A 15428-nucleotide genomic window follows, 5' to 3' on the forward strand; every position below is an offset into this window, starting at 1 on the left:
TGGACGCAGACCCGACGGAAAGGCACCCCCAATGCGCACCCCGCACCTCCCACACCCCCCACGCTTTCCGCGCCTCCCGCGCCTCCCCCGCCCCATAAGCAGACGCACCTCCTTCCTCCTAGCCCTCCTCCTGGTCATCGTCGGAGTGACAGGCACCACCATCGGGATCCAGTCCCACAGCTCGGACGCCACCGGCATCAACGAAAAACCCGCCGCCGACACCGCCACCCCCGACCACACCGTCACCCTCTGGAACAACACCACCGAACGCATCTGGATCGGCACCACAGTCAACGCCGACGGCTCGGCCAACCTCACCGGTCTCCCGAACCTCGACCCCGGCCAACCCGCCACCGTCACCATCCCCGAGACCCAAGGAGGCCACTGGCGAGGGAAGTTCTTCGCCCGCCAAGGCTGCACCGGCGAGGAAGGCAGCACCTTCCACTGCGCCGTAGGCGACTGCGGCCCGTACGCCGACCACTGCACCCTCACCGAAGAACCCACCGGCCTGGCCGAGTTCAACTTCGACCCCGCCGACGCCGCGGCCCCCTGGTACGACGTCAGTTACGTCAACGCCGTAGCGATGCCCATCACCATCACCCCGAACGACGTCACACCCCCCGAGACCGGCGAGTGCGCGATCGCCGGCTGCCCCGAGGACCTGCTCTCCGCCTGCCCCGCCGACAACCTCACCAAGGACCCGGCATCCGGCCAGCCGTTGGTGTGCGTGAACCCGAACCGCGACGCGAAGACCCCGTACAGCGACATGGTCAACCAGAAGTGCCCGACCGCGTACGCCTGGTCCAAGCAGGACGCCGAACCAGGCAACAAGGTCATGTACCAGTGCACCAAGTGCTCCGGCCTGACCGTCGTCTTCGGAAACGCCGGCACCATCCCCACAGACACCGCCACCACCCCAACCACCCCCACCGACCCCACCACCACCGCGACAGCCACCGCCCCCGCCCCCACCGTCCCGGCCTCCGACACCCCCCACAAGGGCGTCAGCCTCAACCCCTTCGACGGCATCTCCCAGGCCCTCACCGACTCCGGCGCCTCCTGGTACTACAACTGGGCCTCCTCAACCGGCTCCGTCACCAAGCCGGAAGGCGTCGAGTACGTCCCGATGATCTGGGGCCGCGACTCGGTGACCGACGCCGAACTCGCCCAAGCCGCAAGCCAGGGCAAGGAGTTGCTCGGCTTCAACGAACCCGACCTGCCCAGCCAGTCCGACCTCACCCCCGAAGAGGCCCTCGACTTCTGGCCCCGACTGGAGTCCACCGGCCTGCGCCTGGGCGCCCCGACGGTCGCCTTCGGCGCCGACACCCCCGACGGCTGGCTCGACCGCTTCATGAAGGGAGCCGATGACCGCCACCTCCGCGTCGACTTCATCCCCCTGCACTGGTACGGCGCCGAATTCGGCCCCAACGCCGTCAACCAACTGCGCGCCTACATAGAGGCCGTCCACGCCCGCTACCCCGACAAGCCGATCTGGCTGACCGAGTACGGCCTCATCGACTTCTCGAAGGACGCTCAGGACCCAGCCCGCTATCCCAGCGCGCAGCAGCAGGTCGACTTCATCAACGCCTCCACGCCGATGCTCGACGGCCTGGACTACGTGGAGCGCTACGCCTGGTTCACCCTCTCCACCCAGACCAGCCCGACCGGCCTCTACGACGGCACGACCCCGAACGCGAGCGGCCAGGCCTACCGCGCCGCGGGCTGACACCGAGCCGGTTTTGAACCGCCGCCGCACCCCGGCCCGTTGCGTTGGAGCGGACACCATCAGGAAGGAATGGCAATGGACTTGAGCCGGGGTGAAGAAGCAGACGAGCCGAACACCGGGGGCAACCACTTCGACGTGGTCATCGCCGGCGACGGCTCCGCCGCCATCGACGGCCGCCCCGTACCGGCGGCACGGGGCGAGGCCGTCGACGCGGCGATCCTCGACACGCTGCACGCCTACGCACGCGACCGGAACACCACCGTGACGGCGGACATCTCCGACCCGTCGGCGGACTACGTCGCCCACGTCGAGGTAGCCCCCGACGGTTCGAGCAGACTCCTGGAGGAACACCGGGAGAACACCCCCGCCCCCGCCGAAACCACGCTCGTCCCCCTCACCGAGCACGAAGACGAGGACGACGAAAGGGACGACGAGTACGAGGAGTACGAGGAGTACGAGGAGTACGAGGAGTACGAGGCCTTCGACGAAGACCTCACGGAGGAGCCGGAGTCATACGCCCTCCCCGACCCCACCGATCCCCCACCCCCGCTAAGCCCCTCCACCGCCACCACCACTACCCCCGGCCCAACCACCCCCCGCCCCCTGATCAACCGCGCCAACCACCCCCGCCAGTCGGACGACGAGTACGAGGGACCGGGCCTGCTCCACAAACCCCTCGTCGTAGGCCCGGTAGCCCTCACCGTCGCAGCCCTCGTCGTCGTACCCCTCGTAATCCTGGGCAGCAACGCACCGGCCGACAGCGGGAAGGAGACACAGGCCGCCCGCACGAAGCCCGACTCGACCGCGACCGGAGCCCCACTGCCCCCGGAACCGTCACCGACGTTCACCGAGATCCCCACCACGGTGCCTACGACACCCAGCGCGACGCCCACGACGCGGAAGCCCGCGCCGAGGACGACGCCCGCCCCGAACGGCGGCGCGGGCACCGTCACCGTGACGGCGAGGCCGCCGCAGGTCACCGTGACGGCGAAGCCCCCGAAGCCGGTCACCGCCGCCACCGCCGTGCAGCGCCTGGCCAGGAGCCACCCGCACACCCGGCACATCTGCTACCGCGCCTACGTCAGCGGACAGGGCTGGCAGAAACCGGTGTGCGACGGCGCGACGGCCGGGCGGCCGGGCAAGAAGAAGCCGATCAAGGCCCTGAACATCGCGGTGTCCGGCGTCGGCGGCTCGTCCGCGAACGCCTTCGTCCACGACCCCGCCTCGATCAACGGCGAGGGCAAGTGGAAACCGGAGTGGACGGACCTCGCCGCCGACGGCGCCAGCAACTACATCGGCAGCGCCAAGAAGTCCGCCCCGAACCTCCTGGCCTTCGCCATCAACATCGGCAAGGGCCGAATCTGCCAGTCCGGCAAGGTCCACGGCAGCACCTGGACCGCCAAGAGCTGCGCAAACGCCCGCCCGGACCTGCTCACGGTCGGCACCTTCAACAACAACAGCTACCTGGAAGCCGTAAAACTCACGGTCTGAACCACGTTCACCTGATGCCGAGGGTCAGTCGCGGGTACTGACGAAACGCGCGTGGGGTCCCGAGTTTGGCACGAGCTCGTCGATGGTCGTTCAACTCCGCCTCAGCCAGAGCTCGTTGTGCGTAGTCTGGCTCGCTGGCCCCAGCCGAGACAGCGCCGGCCGCCACGCTCAAAGCCACCCCCTTCGTCGGTCAGGCGCCTCGCGGCCACGTCATCGGGCCGTGGGGTTCCGACACAGGCCAGATATTGAATAAACCGAGAAAGAATAGCAGCATTCGGTACGGAATGAGGAATTCATGTTGCCGTTTGAGCGACTCGATTTCGGCATGAGTGAATTCGTGACGAGCATCTCCGAGACTGTCGCGCAACTTAATGACCCGCTTTTCTCTGGCCCATATATCTACACAAGGGACATGGGGGTTAATTTAACCACTCGAGTGATCGATGGAAGGGGCGCAAGTGCCTGGCAGCCCACGCAGACCGAGCGTTGGCGTAGCTCGGACGGATCGGGTCGCCTCGTGCGCAGAAATTACCCTTTCGAGTTCACCTCGGCCGGTTCAGCGCGGCTATGGAAGGAAGCGGATTCGGTGCTCCCCGATGTACAGGTCGTGGACCGCATGGTCCGGGCCGGGGAGTTCAGCACGCTCAGGGACGTATGGGAAGGCGTAATGCCTTTGTCTGACGATCTCGACAGTCTTTCACGGGAGTTGATTTTTGTGAGCGGGGGAAGCCCGCAGGGTCTGCTCAGAGCTGTGAGAGACGTCTATTACGACTTGGGGATCGTGGAAGCATCGCTGCGTGCCGCGATGCTGCGTGTGCTGGCAGGAACGGCAGGCCTGGCCCTTGCGGGAGTCACCACGGACAGATCCGGCCGAGAGGTTTTCGGTGTCTCCGCACAGACAGACAGCCAGGGGGCTCAGCTCACTCTTCTTTTGGATCTGGCGACAGGGGAGATGAACGGATACCAGGAAGTCCTGGTGAAGCGTGCCGAGAAACTTGACCTGGAGCCACACGGGCTCCTCTCCTACGGAGAGCGTCAGATCTGGGCAAGAACGGGAGACATCAGGTCGCGACCCTGAGCCCGGCGGCGCCAGAACCACCAAAGCCGAAGGCAGCGGCACCACAGAGACCAGAACTGAGACCCTCAACCGCGGCAGGGCCCGCGCTCGGCGCCGCCGCAGCCGCAGCCGCTGAACGCAAAAGCCCAGCTCAGACGCTGTCAGAGCTGGGCTTGCAGGAGAGCCCCCTGTCGGATTCGAACCGACGACCTACGCATTACAAGTGCGTTGCTCTGGCCATCTGAGCTAAGGAGGCCTGCACGCGCCCGCGACCCGCGCGGCGGGCGTGCCCGTGCAGTGTACCCAGCTCACAGTGGCGCCCTGTCGAATATTTCCGCGAAGTTCACATGCTCACGGGTACTGACAGATCAGGCGAACGCGAGGTACCGTCCGAAGCCAGTCCGCTCTTGTGGACTACACCACCTTCCTACAACGGATCGTCCGGCACGTTCCTGCCGGTAGAAGGGGGCCTTCACCATGGCCACTGTCTCGTTCGACAAGGCGACCCGGATCTACCCGGGCACCGAGAAGCCCGCCGTCGATGGACTGGAGATCGAGGTCGGGGACGGCGAGTTCCTCGTCCTCGTCGGTCCGTCCGGCTGCGGCAAGTCCACCTCGCTCCGCATGCTCGCGGGGCTCGAGGACGTCAACGCCGGCTCCATCCGCATCGGTGAGCGCGACGTCACGCACCTGCCGCCCAAGGACCGGGACATCGCCATGGTGTTCCAGAACTACGCGCTGTACCCGCACATGAGCGTCGCCGACAACATGGGCTTCGCCCTGAAGATCGCCGGCGTCAACAAGGCGGACATCCGCAAGAAGGTCGAAGAGGCCGCGAAGATCCTCGACCTCACCGACTACCTGGACCGCAAGCCGAAGGCCCTGTCCGGTGGTCAGCGCCAGCGTGTCGCGATGGGCCGCGCCATCGTGCGTGAGCCCCAGGTATTCCTCATGGACGAGCCGCTGTCCAACCTGGACGCCAAGCTCCGCGTCTCCACCCGTACGCAGATCGCCTCGCTGCAGCGCCGTCTCGGCATCACCACCGTCTACGTCACCCACGACCAGGTCGAGGCCATGACGATGGGCGACCGCGTGGCCGTCCTCAAGGACGGGCTGCTCCAGCAGGTCGACTCCCCGCGCAACATGTACGACCGCCCCGCCAACCTCTTCGTCGCCGGCTTCATCGGCTCCCCGGCCATGAACCTGGTCGAGGTCCCGATCACCGACGGCGGTGTGAAGTTCGGCAACAGCGTCGTCCCGGTCAACCGCGACGCCCTGAAGGCCGCTACCGACAAGGGCGACAAGACGGTGACCGTCGGCGTCCGTCCGGAGCACTTCGACATCGTCGAGGAGAACGGCGGCGCCGCCTCGTCCCTGGAGAAGCACTCCGAGGACGCCCCGGCCGGCCTCGCGGTCTCCGTGAACGTCGTCGAGGAGCTGGGCGCGGACGGTTACGTCTACGGCAGCGCCGAGGTCGGCGGCGAGACCAAGGACCTCGTCGTCCGCGTCGAGGGCCGCCGCGTCCCGGAGAAGGGCGCCACGCTCCACGTCGTGCCGCGGCCGGGCGAGACCCACGTCTTCTCGACCTCCACGGGCGAGCGCCTCACCGACTGACCCGAGGAACAGCACCCGCAACAACCGCATACGGAGAGGGGCCCTCGCGGGCGCACCGCGGGGGCCCCTCTCCGTATCCCGGACACCCAGGTCCCCCCGCCCCCCGTCCCCCCGTCCCCCCCGTCCCCCCGCGCCTCGGATACCCCGGCACTCCGGACGTTTCGAGCAGCCGCGTCAACCCGTTACCCAAAAAGAGGCACCACTTCATCCCCCGAACCGGTGACTAAATGTCGCCAAATCATCACCGGGCGCTACCCTCACGAGCGTGAAGCACTCCACTAACCAACAGACGCGACGCGGCCGGGGCCCCGCCCGCCGGATCGGCCGCACGCTCGCCCTTGTCCTGCCCGTCGTCCTGGTGCTCTCCGGGACCCTCGCGGTCACCCGAGTCAACTGGTCGGGGAACTCCTCGTCCTCGGTGCTCACCGCCTCCGACGCGATCGACGACGCCAAGGGCGCCGCGGCGGTCCACCGCGCCCCCCAGGACGTACTGCGCGACCAACTCCTCGCCGAGCTCCAGGAGGAGAACCCGGGCGAGGTCCTCACGCACCTCCAGCAGGCGGTCACCGAGCGCCCCTCGCTCGCCGAGCACTGCGTGTCCATCGCGCGCGCCCTCGGCAAGGCCGCGGTGCGCGTGTACGGGCCCTCCAAGGCGCAGTCGTACGCCCGCCCCGTCTGTGACACGTCCTTCGCCTCGGGGGTCGCCGCGGTCCACAGCTGAGGCACACGAGGGTTCCCGGCCCTCCTCCGGACCGGTCAGGTGCGGAGGAGGGCTACGGCTCATCACGGAACGGTTGCCGACTCCGGCCGCCCGCGGGGCGCGTCGTACAGTTCGAGTCATGACCGATCCGAACGCCGCCGCACGCCCTGTTCAAGCCGTCGTCCTGGCCGGTGGCCAGGGTTCCCGGCTGCGTCCGTACACCGACGACCGGCCCAAGCCGATGGTCGAGATCCCCGGCACGGGGACTCCGATCATCGGCCATCAGCTGTCCTGGCTGGCCGAGGAGGGTGTGACGGACGTGGTCGTCAGCTGCGGCCATCTCGCCGACGTCCTGGAGAAGTGGCTGGCCACCGCCGACCTGCCGGTGAACGTCAAGACGGTCATAGAGACCGAGCCGCTGGGCCGCGGTGGTGGCCTGAAGTACGCGGCCGCGCATCTCCCCCACCCGGACCGCCCTTGGTACGCCACCAACGGCGACATCTGGACCCGCTTCTCCCTCCGTGAGATGGCGGACTTCCACGCCGAGCGCGACGCCGTCGCGACCCTCGCCCTGGCCCGGCCCCGCATCCCCTGGGGCGCCGTGAAGACGGACGGCTTCGGGCACATCACGGACTTCATCGAGGCCCCGCCGACGACGTACGAGATCAATGCGGGTGTGTACGTCTTCGCGCCCGGGTTCGCGGATCTGCTGCCCGAGCGGGGGGACCACGAGCGGACGACGTTCCCGCACCTCGCGCGGGAGCGGCGGCTGGCCGGATTCCCCATCCCGCACGGGGCGTACTGGCGGGCCATCGACACGGCGAAGGACCTGACAGAGGCGGCGAAGGAACTGGCCGCGCTGGGGCGTTGAGGGTCCGGGCGAGCCAACAGGAGGCCCAGGCAAGCCAGAAGGGGTCCCGCACCTGAATCCGGTGCGGGACCCCTCGTGTATCTGCTCTGCGGGCGATCGTTCAGCCGGCGGGCGTGCCCAGGATCTTGCCCACCGGCTCGGCTACCCCAACAGGCCGCCCACCAGGCCCGGTTGGCCGGAGGAGGTGCCCCCGGTGCCGGTGCCGCCTGTCGAGCCGGTGCCGCCGCTCGTACCGCCGGAGGTGGGTCCCGAGCTGGTGCTCGGGGCGCCGCCGCCGGCGGGTGAGGACTGCTGGGGCGGGGCCTGGCCGCCGGTGCCCTGGGTCTGGCTCGGGGCGCCGCCACCGGTGGTGGTGCCCCGGGTCGCGCTCGGGGTGGTCGCCTTGCCGGACGGCGTGGCGCCGGTGGTGGCGGCCTGCGAGGGAGTCGTCGAGGCCGATGGCGACTCGCTGTGCTTCTTGCCGGACTTCTCCGGGAGCGGGGAGCCGGGCAGTTCGTTGCGCGGGGCCTCGCCGGGGCCGGGGACGACCACGCGGTCGGCGTCGCGGACCGCGCCGCCCAGCAGGGAGCCGAGCAGCAGGGTGAGGCCGGTGACGATCGCGGTGACGAGGATGCCGCGGCGCAGCACGTACTGGCGCAGCTCCCAGATGTCGGCGCGCGGTCCGAGGCGGCGCCAGGCGCTGCCCGCGAGGCGGCCGTCCACGGAGTAGACGGGGGCGCCCGCGATGATCAGCGGGGACCAGGCGGCGAGGTAGATGATGTCGGGGGCGTCGTAGGCGGGGACGGTCTTCCAGCTGACGGTGACGATGAGCGCGGCCGACAGCAGCGCGCCGAAGACGGCGGCGACCCGCTGCCAGCAGCCCAGCACCGTCAGGACGCCGACGACGACCTGTGCGAAGGCGATGACGAGGCCGGAGCCGACCGGGTGGTGGAGGGCGAACTGGCGCAGTGGCTCGGCGACTTCCCACGGATGCAGGGTGTTGAGCCACTTGACCATGGAGCCGCGCTTGCCGCCGTCGAAGTAGACGGGGTCGCACAACTTGCCCATGCCGGCGTAGATGGAGATGAAGCCGAGGAAGATGCGCAGGGGGAGCAGGACGACGCCGAGGTTCATGCGGCGGCCGGGGTAATAGGCGTGCCGCGCCGGGTCGACGCCGCGCCGGGCCTGCCGGCCCTCCCCCGTGCCGTCCTCGAAGTCCTCGAACTCCTGGTCCCCGTAGGCGGGTTCCTCGTCGTAGGCGCTGCCGACGGGCCGCATGTCGGGCAACAGGCGGGTGCCGCCGGTGTCCTCGCGGCTGCGCTGAGCGCCGACGATCGGGGTCTCGACGGTCTGGTCGAGCGAGTCGTAGACGTCGTCGTAACCGCCTACGTCCACGCGGGGGATGACCTGGGTGGCCCCGGCGTCGCCCGACGACTCGTCCGGATGGCCGACGCTGCCGCTGCGCACGGCCTGGAGCAGGCGGTGGGCGCCGGTGTCGTCGGGGGCGGCGCTGCCGCTCCACACGACGGGGCGGCGGCGCGGTGCGCGACCTCCGGCGGGGATCCGGGCGTTGTCGTCGGCGGGCCCCAAGTGCCGTGCGATCCGCGGCGATTGGGGACCTCGGGTCGAGGCGCCCAACTGCACGCGGAAGCTCGCATGATTGACGATGACCTGCGCCGGATCGCTCGGCACCTTCACCATGCTCAGCGCGGGAGCGTCGTCGAATCCCGACGGGCCGTCCCCCGTGGGTGTGCGGGGTGTTCTGGTGTCCACACTCATCTAACCGAGTGACGTGTGTTTAGGACACTGCTTTGACTGGGCGGATCTGTCCGGACTCCGTCAAGGTTGCCCTCCTCGCCCGGATTGACCCGCAAGGGTGAGGAGGGGCACGCCTGTTCAGTCCGTTCGGCCCGCCGCGGTCAGGCACCGCGACCCGTCCGCCGTCAGACCCTGCGGCGCGCAGCCTCGTAGAGGACGATCCCCGCCGCCACACCGGCGTTGAGCGATTCCGCACCACCCGGCATCGGGATGCGCACGCGGTAGTCGCAGGTCTCGCCGACCAGTCGGGACAGGCCCTTGCCCTCGCTGCCGACCACGATGACCACCGGGCCGCCCAGCGCGGCCAGTTCACCGATCTCGTGCTCACCGTCGGCGGCGAGCCCGACGACCGCGATGCCCTGCTTCTTGTACGCCTCCAGGGCGCGAGTGAGGTTCGTGGCCCGGGCGACGGGCGTACGGGCCGCGGCGCCGGCGGACGTCTTCCACGCACCGGCCGTCATCCCGGCCGCGCGCCGCTCCGGTACGACGACGCCGTGCCCGGCGAAGGCGGAGACCGAGCGGACGACGGCACCCAGGTTGCGCGGGTCGGTGACGCCGTCGAGGGCGACGATCAGCGGGTCCTCACCGGCGTCGTAGGCGGTGTTCGCCAGTTCCTCGGGGTGCGCGTACTCGTACGGCGGGACCTGGAGGACCAGGCCCTGGTGGTTGAGGCCGTTGGTCATGCGGTCGAGCTCGGGGCGGGGGGCCTCCATGAGGTTGATCCCGCCGCGCTCGGCGGCGAGCTGGAGGGCCTCGCGGACGCGCTCGTCGTTGTCGATGAACTGCTGGACGTACAGCATGGACGCGGGCACGCCCTCGCGCAGCGCCTCGACGACCGGGTTGCGGCCGACGACCAGCTCGGAGGTGGACCGGCCGCCGCGGCCGCGGGCCGTGGGCCGGCGTACGGCCTGCTTCGCCTTGGCGTTGGCGACACGGTTCTTCTTGTGGCCCTTGCGCGCCTCGGCGGGCGGGGTCGGGCCCTTGCCCTCGAGACCCTTGCGCCGCTGGCCACCACTGCCGACCTGCGCGCCCTTCTTGCCGGACATGCGGCGGTTGTTAGTGGCCATGACCTACCTGTCTGTATGAAGCGTTCGGACGTACGTATATGGATTGTGCCGCCCGGTGGCCCGGACGGCACAATCGATCAAGAGATCGGTCAGGAGGTCGGGTGCCGCGTCAGCGCGGGCCGAGGCTCCAACGAGGGCCCTGCGGCCCGTCCTCGATGGCCAGCCCGGACTGCGCGAGCTGGTCCCGGATGGCGTCCGCGGTGCCCCAGTCCTTACGGGCCCGCGCCGCCTCCCGCTGATCCAGCACAAGTCGTACGAGGCTGTCGACCACCCCGTGCAGGTCCTCGCCGCGGTCGCTCTCGCCGGCCCAGTGCGGGTCGAACGGGTCGAGGCCGAGGACGCCGAGCATGGCGCGCACCTCGGCGAGGCGGGCCACGGCGGCTTCCTTGTCGTCGGCGGCCAGCGCGCTGTTGCCCTGCCGGACGGTGGTGTGCACGACGGCGAGGGCCTGCGGGACGCCCAGGTCGTCGTCCATCGCCTCGGCGAACGCGGGCGGCACCTCGGCGGACGGCTCGACGGAGCCGGCCTTCTCCACCACGCGCTGCATGAAGCCCTCGATCCGCGCGAACGCCGACTCGGCCTCGCGCAGCGACTCCTCGCTGTACTCGATCATCGAGCGGTAGTGCGGGGTGCCCAGGTAGTAGCGCAGCACGATCGGGCGCCAGGCCTTGACCATCTCGCTCACCAGGACGCTGTTGCCCAGCGACTTGGACATCTTGTCGCCGGCCATGGTCACCCAGGCGTTGTGCACCCAGTACTGCGCGAAGTCGTCGCCGTACCCCTTGGCCTGGGCGATCTCGTTCTCGTGGTGCGGGAAGATCAGGTCGAGGCCGCCGCCGTGGATGTCGAAGGCGGGTCCCAGGTACTTGTGCGCCATGGCCGAGCACTCCAGGTGCCAGCCGGGCCGGCCGCGGCCCCACGGGGTCGCCCAGGTCGGCTCGCCGGGTTTCGCGGCCTTCCACATGGCGAAGTCGCGGGGGTCGCGCTTGCCGGTCTCGCCCTCGCCGGAGGGCTGGAGCAGGTTGTCGAGCTCCTGCCGGGACAGCTGGAGATAGCCGGGGAAGGAGCGCACGTCGAAGTAGACGTTGCCGTCCACCTCGTAGGCGTGACCGCGCTCGATCAGGCCCTGCATCATCTCGACCATCTCGGTCACGTGCCCGGTGGCACGCGGCTCGTAGGTGGGCGGGAGGCAGCCGAGGGCGGTGTAGCCGTCGTTGAACGCGCGCTCGTTCTCGTAGCCGATGGACCACCACGGGCGGCCCTGCTCGGCCGCCTTCGTGATGATCTTGTCGTCGATGTCCGTCACGTTCCTGACGAACGTCACCTCGTAGCCGCGGTAGGCGAACCAGCGGCGCATGATGTCGAAGTTGAGGCCCGAACGGATGTGCCCGATGTGCGGGGCCGCCTGGACGGTGGCGCCACAGAGGTAGATCGAGACACAGCCCGGAGTGAGCGGGACGAAGTCGCGAATCTGCCGGGCACCGGTGTCGTACAGGCGAATAGTCACGAGTCCAGGGTAGTGGGCCGGAGGCGATGCGTTGCACCGGACTTGTAACATCGCGCGCGCCCACGAGCGACCCGGCCGGCGCCGGTGATCCACAGTCAGCCGGTACGCACCACCAGGGCCGTGGCGACCGCCATCAGCCCCTCCTCGCGGCCCGGGAAACCGAGCCCGTCCGTCGTCGCGCCCGACACGGAGACCGGCGCCCCGGCCGCCTCCGACAGCAGCTTCTGGGCTTCGTCGCGCCGCTTGCCGATCTTCGGGCGCGGTCCTACGACCTGGACGGCGATGTTCCCGACGCGGAAGCCGGCCTCGCGGACGATACGGGCGGCCTCGGTCAGCAGCGTGACGCCGGAGGCGCCGGACCACTCGGGGCGGCCGGTGCCGAAGTGCTGTCCCAGGTCACCGAGGCCGGCGGCGGAGAAGAGCGCGTTGCACGCGGCGTGCGCGACGACGTCCGCGTCGGAGTGACCGGCGAGCCCCGGCCCCTCCCCCTCCCACTTCAGGCCCGCGCACCACAGCTCGCGGCCCTCCTCGAAGGCGTGGATGTCGGTACCGATGCCGACCTGGGGCAACGGGAGGGCGTCGTAGGAATCAGAAGCCATCGTTGAGCCTCCTGCGGGCCAGGACCGCCTCCGCGAGGACCAGGTCCAGCGGGCGCGTCACCTTGAAGGCCTCCTCGTGCCCGGGCACCAGTAGCACGGTCTTGCCGAGCTTCTCGACCATGCTCGCGTCGTCGGTGACGTCCTCGGTGACCGTCTCGTGGGCGCGGATCAGGGTAGCCCGGTCGAAACCCTGCGGCGTCTGCACGGCCCGCAGGCGGGCTCGCACCGGGGTGGCGACGACGGGCTCCGGCTCGCCCGGGGTGCCGGCCGGCTCGACCTCCTTGACGGTGTCGGCCAGCGGCAGCGCGGGCACGACGGCCGGCGCTCCGGCGCGTACCGCCTCGATCACCGCGTCCACCGTGTCCACGGGGACCAGCGGCCGGGCGGCGTCGTGCACCAGCACGATGTCGTAGTCGGGCGGCAGCGCGTCCAGACCGAGCTTCACCGACTCCTGGCGGCTCTCCCCACCCGGCACGACCAGGAAGTCGGTCCGGTCGGGCAGCGCGTGCGCGTCGAGCAGCGACTTGACCTCGGGCGAGCCGTCCGGCGGGGCCACGACGACGACCAGGGAGACGGCACGGGACGCGGCCATCGCGCGCACCGCGTGGATGAGCATCGGGGTTCCGCCCAGCGCACGGAGCGCCTTGGGGGCGCCCGGACCAAGGCGTACGCCCCGGCCGGCGGCCGGAATCACGGCAGCCGTCCGGGCTCCCGCGGGCGAAGTGCACGAATCGTCAGACATCGGTTCCTGTCAGGTTTGTGTGCTCGGCCTACGTGGGTATGGCCTGGGAAGTGCCGGGCGCGACGGCCCTGACCGGACCCTTCCGTGACCCTGGTCGAGCCAGCCGCCCGGGCCCGGCACGCCAAGTATCGGGGGAACCTCCCCGAGTGGGACGTACGAAGGCGTACGGAAGCCGTGGAAGAAATCGCGGAAGACGTATGCGAAGGCGCTCGGGCACGAACATGCCGCAGCGCCCGGCGACAGTGAATACGTCATCGGGCACCGCGGCATTTCGATGTGCTGACCGCTGTGTACTGAGTGCTGAAGTCGGCCTGCGCCTACGTCAGTTCAGAGCAGTCGGTTCAGGACGCGAGGACCTCGTCGAGCAGGGCCTCGGCCTTGTCCTCGTTCGTGTTCTCCGCGAGGGCGAGTTCGCTCACCAGGATCTGGCGGGCCTTGGCGAGCATCCGCTTCTCACCGGCGGACAGTCCGCGCTCACGCTCACGACGCCACAGGTCACGTACGACTTCCGCGACCTTGATGACATCGCCGGAGGCGAGCTTCTCCAGATTTGCCTTGTAACGACGGGACCAGTTCGTGGGCTCCTCGGCATACGGCGCGCGCAGCACCTCGAAGACCCGGTCCAGCCCGTCCTGACCGACCACATCACGTACGCCGACGAACTCCGCATTGTCCGCTGGCACACGTACCGTCAGGTCACCCTGGGCGACCTTCAGCACCAAGTAGGTCTTGTCCACGCCTTTGATCTGGCGAGTTTCGATAGCCTCGATCAGCGCGGCCCCGTGATGGGGATAGACCACGGTGTCGCCAACCTTGAACGTCATGTGACAGGTACCCCTTCCGTGGCTATCCAGGGTAACACGGAAACGGCGGGTTCTGAATGGCGTTTTCGCAGGTCAGGGCATATCTCGGGGCTTGACAACTGCAACAGGAACGTGCTGCGGAGGCCGAGCGGAAGAAGGTATTCGCAGGTCGGAGCGGCTCTCCGGGGGAGGAGAAACGCGCACGTTACACACATCCGGAGCCCCCGCCAAGTGGACTAACGTCCCCAAATGTCCGGTTCCAAGTGTGCGACTTCCGCTACTCCGTTCGGTGCGCCGGAGACGCTTCCGCGCCGATTCCGGAATTGATCACGGTCCGACTGCGCGGTCGGTTGATGGCGGGTTCATGGGTGGTTCATGCGGGGGTTGATCAACGGGTTGATCGACGGGTTGTTCCGCCGCTCCAGATCCTTCACGTGATCAATTCCGGGTACGCCGTCTATTCCTTCACGGAAAATTTGCGCGCCGTCCTCTGGCGTTTCCGGCGTAACCGGGAACGGCTTATGTGAATGCCGGACGAACGTGCGGGCCAGGGGCTGTCGGCAGCCTCTACCCCCCTGCCGGGGGAAGCCGACGCTCCACGGGGGAGGGTCGGGTGCGGCGGTGCGGGAACGGCTCGGTAACCTAAGCCCGCTGACAGACACTTAGGGCGGCTTTATGGGCCGCCACGTTCGAGTCAAGGAGTTGCCGCCGCCGTGAGCAGCAGCCTTCGACGGGGCGCACTCGCCGCCGCCGCCATCGCGTTCTCGATCGCCTCGCTCGGTGCGTGCGCCGCCGGCAACGACGCCCAGACCCTGGAGGTCAAGCCGGACAACGCGGCGACCACGGTGGGCGACATCAAGATCCAGAACGCCATCGTCATCACCCAGCCTGACCTCGAGTCGACCGGGCCGGCCGTGATCTCCGCGACCCTGTTCAACAACGGCCGCACCGCCCAGACCCTGGACTCGATCACCCTCTCCGGCTCCGGCAAGACCGCCGAGCTCAAGCCGGCCAAGGGCAACGGCCCGCTGACCGTCCCGGCCGGCGGCCACATCGTGCTCGGCGGCAAGGGCAACGCCTCCGCGGTCCTGGCCAGCAGCCGCGAGTCCGTGCAGGACGGCAACGCGCAGAAGGTCACCTTCACCTTCAGCACGACCGGAGACGTGAGCCTGCGTGCCTTCGTCCAGCCCGCCGACAGCTACTTCAGCACGTGGGGCCCGACCGAGATCCCCTCGGCCCCGGGCGCCACGCCCACGGCTTCGGACTCCTCGACGCCGAGCGGCGACACGTCGGCCACGCCGACCGACTCCGCGAGCGCGACGGCGACCACGCCCGAGGGCGGCACCCCGACGGACGCGGCCTCGGCCAGCGCGACGGCCTCCGGCAACTGAGCGGCTGAGGGCACGCCGAACACGTACGCCGAAGGGCGGGCCTCCTCCGGGAGGACCCGCCCT

The 15428-nt window shown here is 69.4% G+C and carries 13 protein-coding genes and 1 tRNA gene; 7 read left to right on the forward strand and 7 right to left on the reverse strand.

Features of this window, described 5'->3' with window-relative positions:
• The first annotated feature begins 145 nt into the window (after positions 1-145).
• From ACWDR3_RS04510 to ACWDR3_RS04520, 3 genes are all read left to right on the forward strand, one after another.
• The gene (locus tag ACWDR3_RS04510) at positions 146-1726 is read left to right on the forward strand and encodes a glycosyl hydrolase (protein WP_450350728.1); all 1581 of its coding nucleotides are present in this window, start codon (positions 146-148) and stop codon (positions 1724-1726) included.
• Positions 1727-1801: 75 nt separating this feature from the next.
• Entirely contained in the window at positions 1802-3217 is a 1416-nt protein-coding gene (locus tag ACWDR3_RS04515; RefSeq protein WP_450350730.1) for a hypothetical protein, read from the forward strand.
• A gap of 295 nt (positions 3218-3512) precedes the next feature.
• The gene (locus ACWDR3_RS04520) at positions 3513-4295 is read left to right on the forward strand and encodes a hypothetical protein (protein WP_450350732.1); all 783 of its coding nucleotides are present in this window, start codon (positions 3513-3515) and stop codon (positions 4293-4295) included.
• Between the two features lie 161 nt (positions 4296-4456).
• Here the strand turns inward: ACWDR3_RS04520 and ACWDR3_RS04525 are convergent.
• Positions 4457-4530: transfer RNA gene (locus tag ACWDR3_RS04525), tRNA-Thr, on the reverse strand.
• 221 nt (positions 4531-4751) lie between these two features.
• Here ACWDR3_RS04525 and ACWDR3_RS04530 point away from each other — a divergent pair.
• The 3 genes from ACWDR3_RS04530 to ACWDR3_RS04540 all read left to right on the forward strand — a co-directional run bounded on the left by ACWDR3_RS04530 (position 4752) and on the right by ACWDR3_RS04540 (position 7459).
• Positions 4752-5888 carry an ABC transporter ATP-binding protein gene (locus tag ACWDR3_RS04530; RefSeq protein WP_450350734.1) on the forward strand — a complete coding sequence of 379 codons (1137 nt, stop codon included), beginning with the start codon at positions 4752-4754 and terminating at the stop codon, positions 5886-5888.
• 265 nt (positions 5889-6153) lie between these two features.
• Positions 6154-6609 carry a hypothetical protein gene (locus ACWDR3_RS04535; RefSeq protein WP_401715803.1) on the forward strand — a complete coding sequence of 152 codons (456 nt, stop codon included), beginning with the start codon at positions 6154-6156 and terminating at the stop codon, positions 6607-6609.
• A gap of 118 nt (positions 6610-6727) precedes the next feature.
• The gene (locus ACWDR3_RS04540) at positions 6728-7459 is read left to right on the forward strand and encodes a nucleotidyltransferase family protein (protein WP_450350736.1); all 732 of its coding nucleotides are present in this window, start codon (positions 6728-6730) and stop codon (positions 7457-7459) included.
• A gap of 141 nt (positions 7460-7600) precedes the next feature.
• Here ACWDR3_RS04540 and ACWDR3_RS04545 read toward each other — a convergent pair whose 3' ends face one another.
• The 6 genes from ACWDR3_RS04545 to ACWDR3_RS04570 form a co-directional block, all read right to left on the reverse strand.
• On the reverse strand, positions 7601-9217 hold the full coding sequence (locus ACWDR3_RS04545; protein ID WP_450350738.1) for a DoxX family membrane protein: 1617 nt from the start codon (positions 9215-9217) through the stop codon (positions 7601-7603).
• 164 nt (positions 9218-9381) lie between these two features.
• Positions 9382-10323: a 23S rRNA (guanosine(2251)-2'-O)-methyltransferase RlmB gene (rlmB, locus tag ACWDR3_RS04550; RefSeq protein ID WP_450350739.1), complete on the reverse strand. Its 942-nt coding sequence runs from the start codon at positions 10321-10323 to the stop codon at positions 9382-9384.
• A 109-nt stretch (positions 10324-10432) separates the two neighbouring features.
• On the reverse strand, positions 10433-11830 hold the full coding sequence (gene cysS, locus ACWDR3_RS04555; protein ID WP_450350741.1) for a cysteine--tRNA ligase: 1398 nt from the start codon (positions 11828-11830) through the stop codon (positions 10433-10435).
• Positions 11831-11925: 95 nt separating this feature from the next.
• On the reverse strand, positions 11926-12429 hold the full coding sequence (gene ispF, locus ACWDR3_RS04560; protein WP_450350743.1) for a 2-C-methyl-D-erythritol 2,4-cyclodiphosphate synthase: 504 nt from the start codon (positions 12427-12429) through the stop codon (positions 11926-11928).
• A complete protein-coding gene (gene ispD, locus ACWDR3_RS04565) occupies positions 12419-13171 on the reverse strand; it encodes a 2-C-methyl-D-erythritol 4-phosphate cytidylyltransferase (RefSeq protein ID WP_280879342.1) in 753 nt (250 codons plus the stop codon). Before ispD ends, ispF begins: the two co-directional genes overlap by 11 nt.
• Before the next feature lie 341 nt (positions 13172-13512).
• A complete protein-coding gene (locus ACWDR3_RS04570; protein ID WP_003953493.1) occupies positions 13513-13995 on the reverse strand; it encodes a CarD family transcriptional regulator in 483 nt (160 codons plus the stop codon).
• Between the two features lie 692 nt (positions 13996-14687).
• Between ACWDR3_RS04570 and ACWDR3_RS04575 the strand changes: the two genes are divergently transcribed.
• Entirely contained in the window at positions 14688-15365 is a 678-nt protein-coding gene (locus ACWDR3_RS04575) for a DUF461 domain-containing protein (protein WP_450350745.1), read from the forward strand.
• The last annotated feature ends 63 nt before the right edge of the window (positions 15366-15428 follow it).

Source organism: Streptomyces sp. NPDC001002, assembly GCF_053599215.1.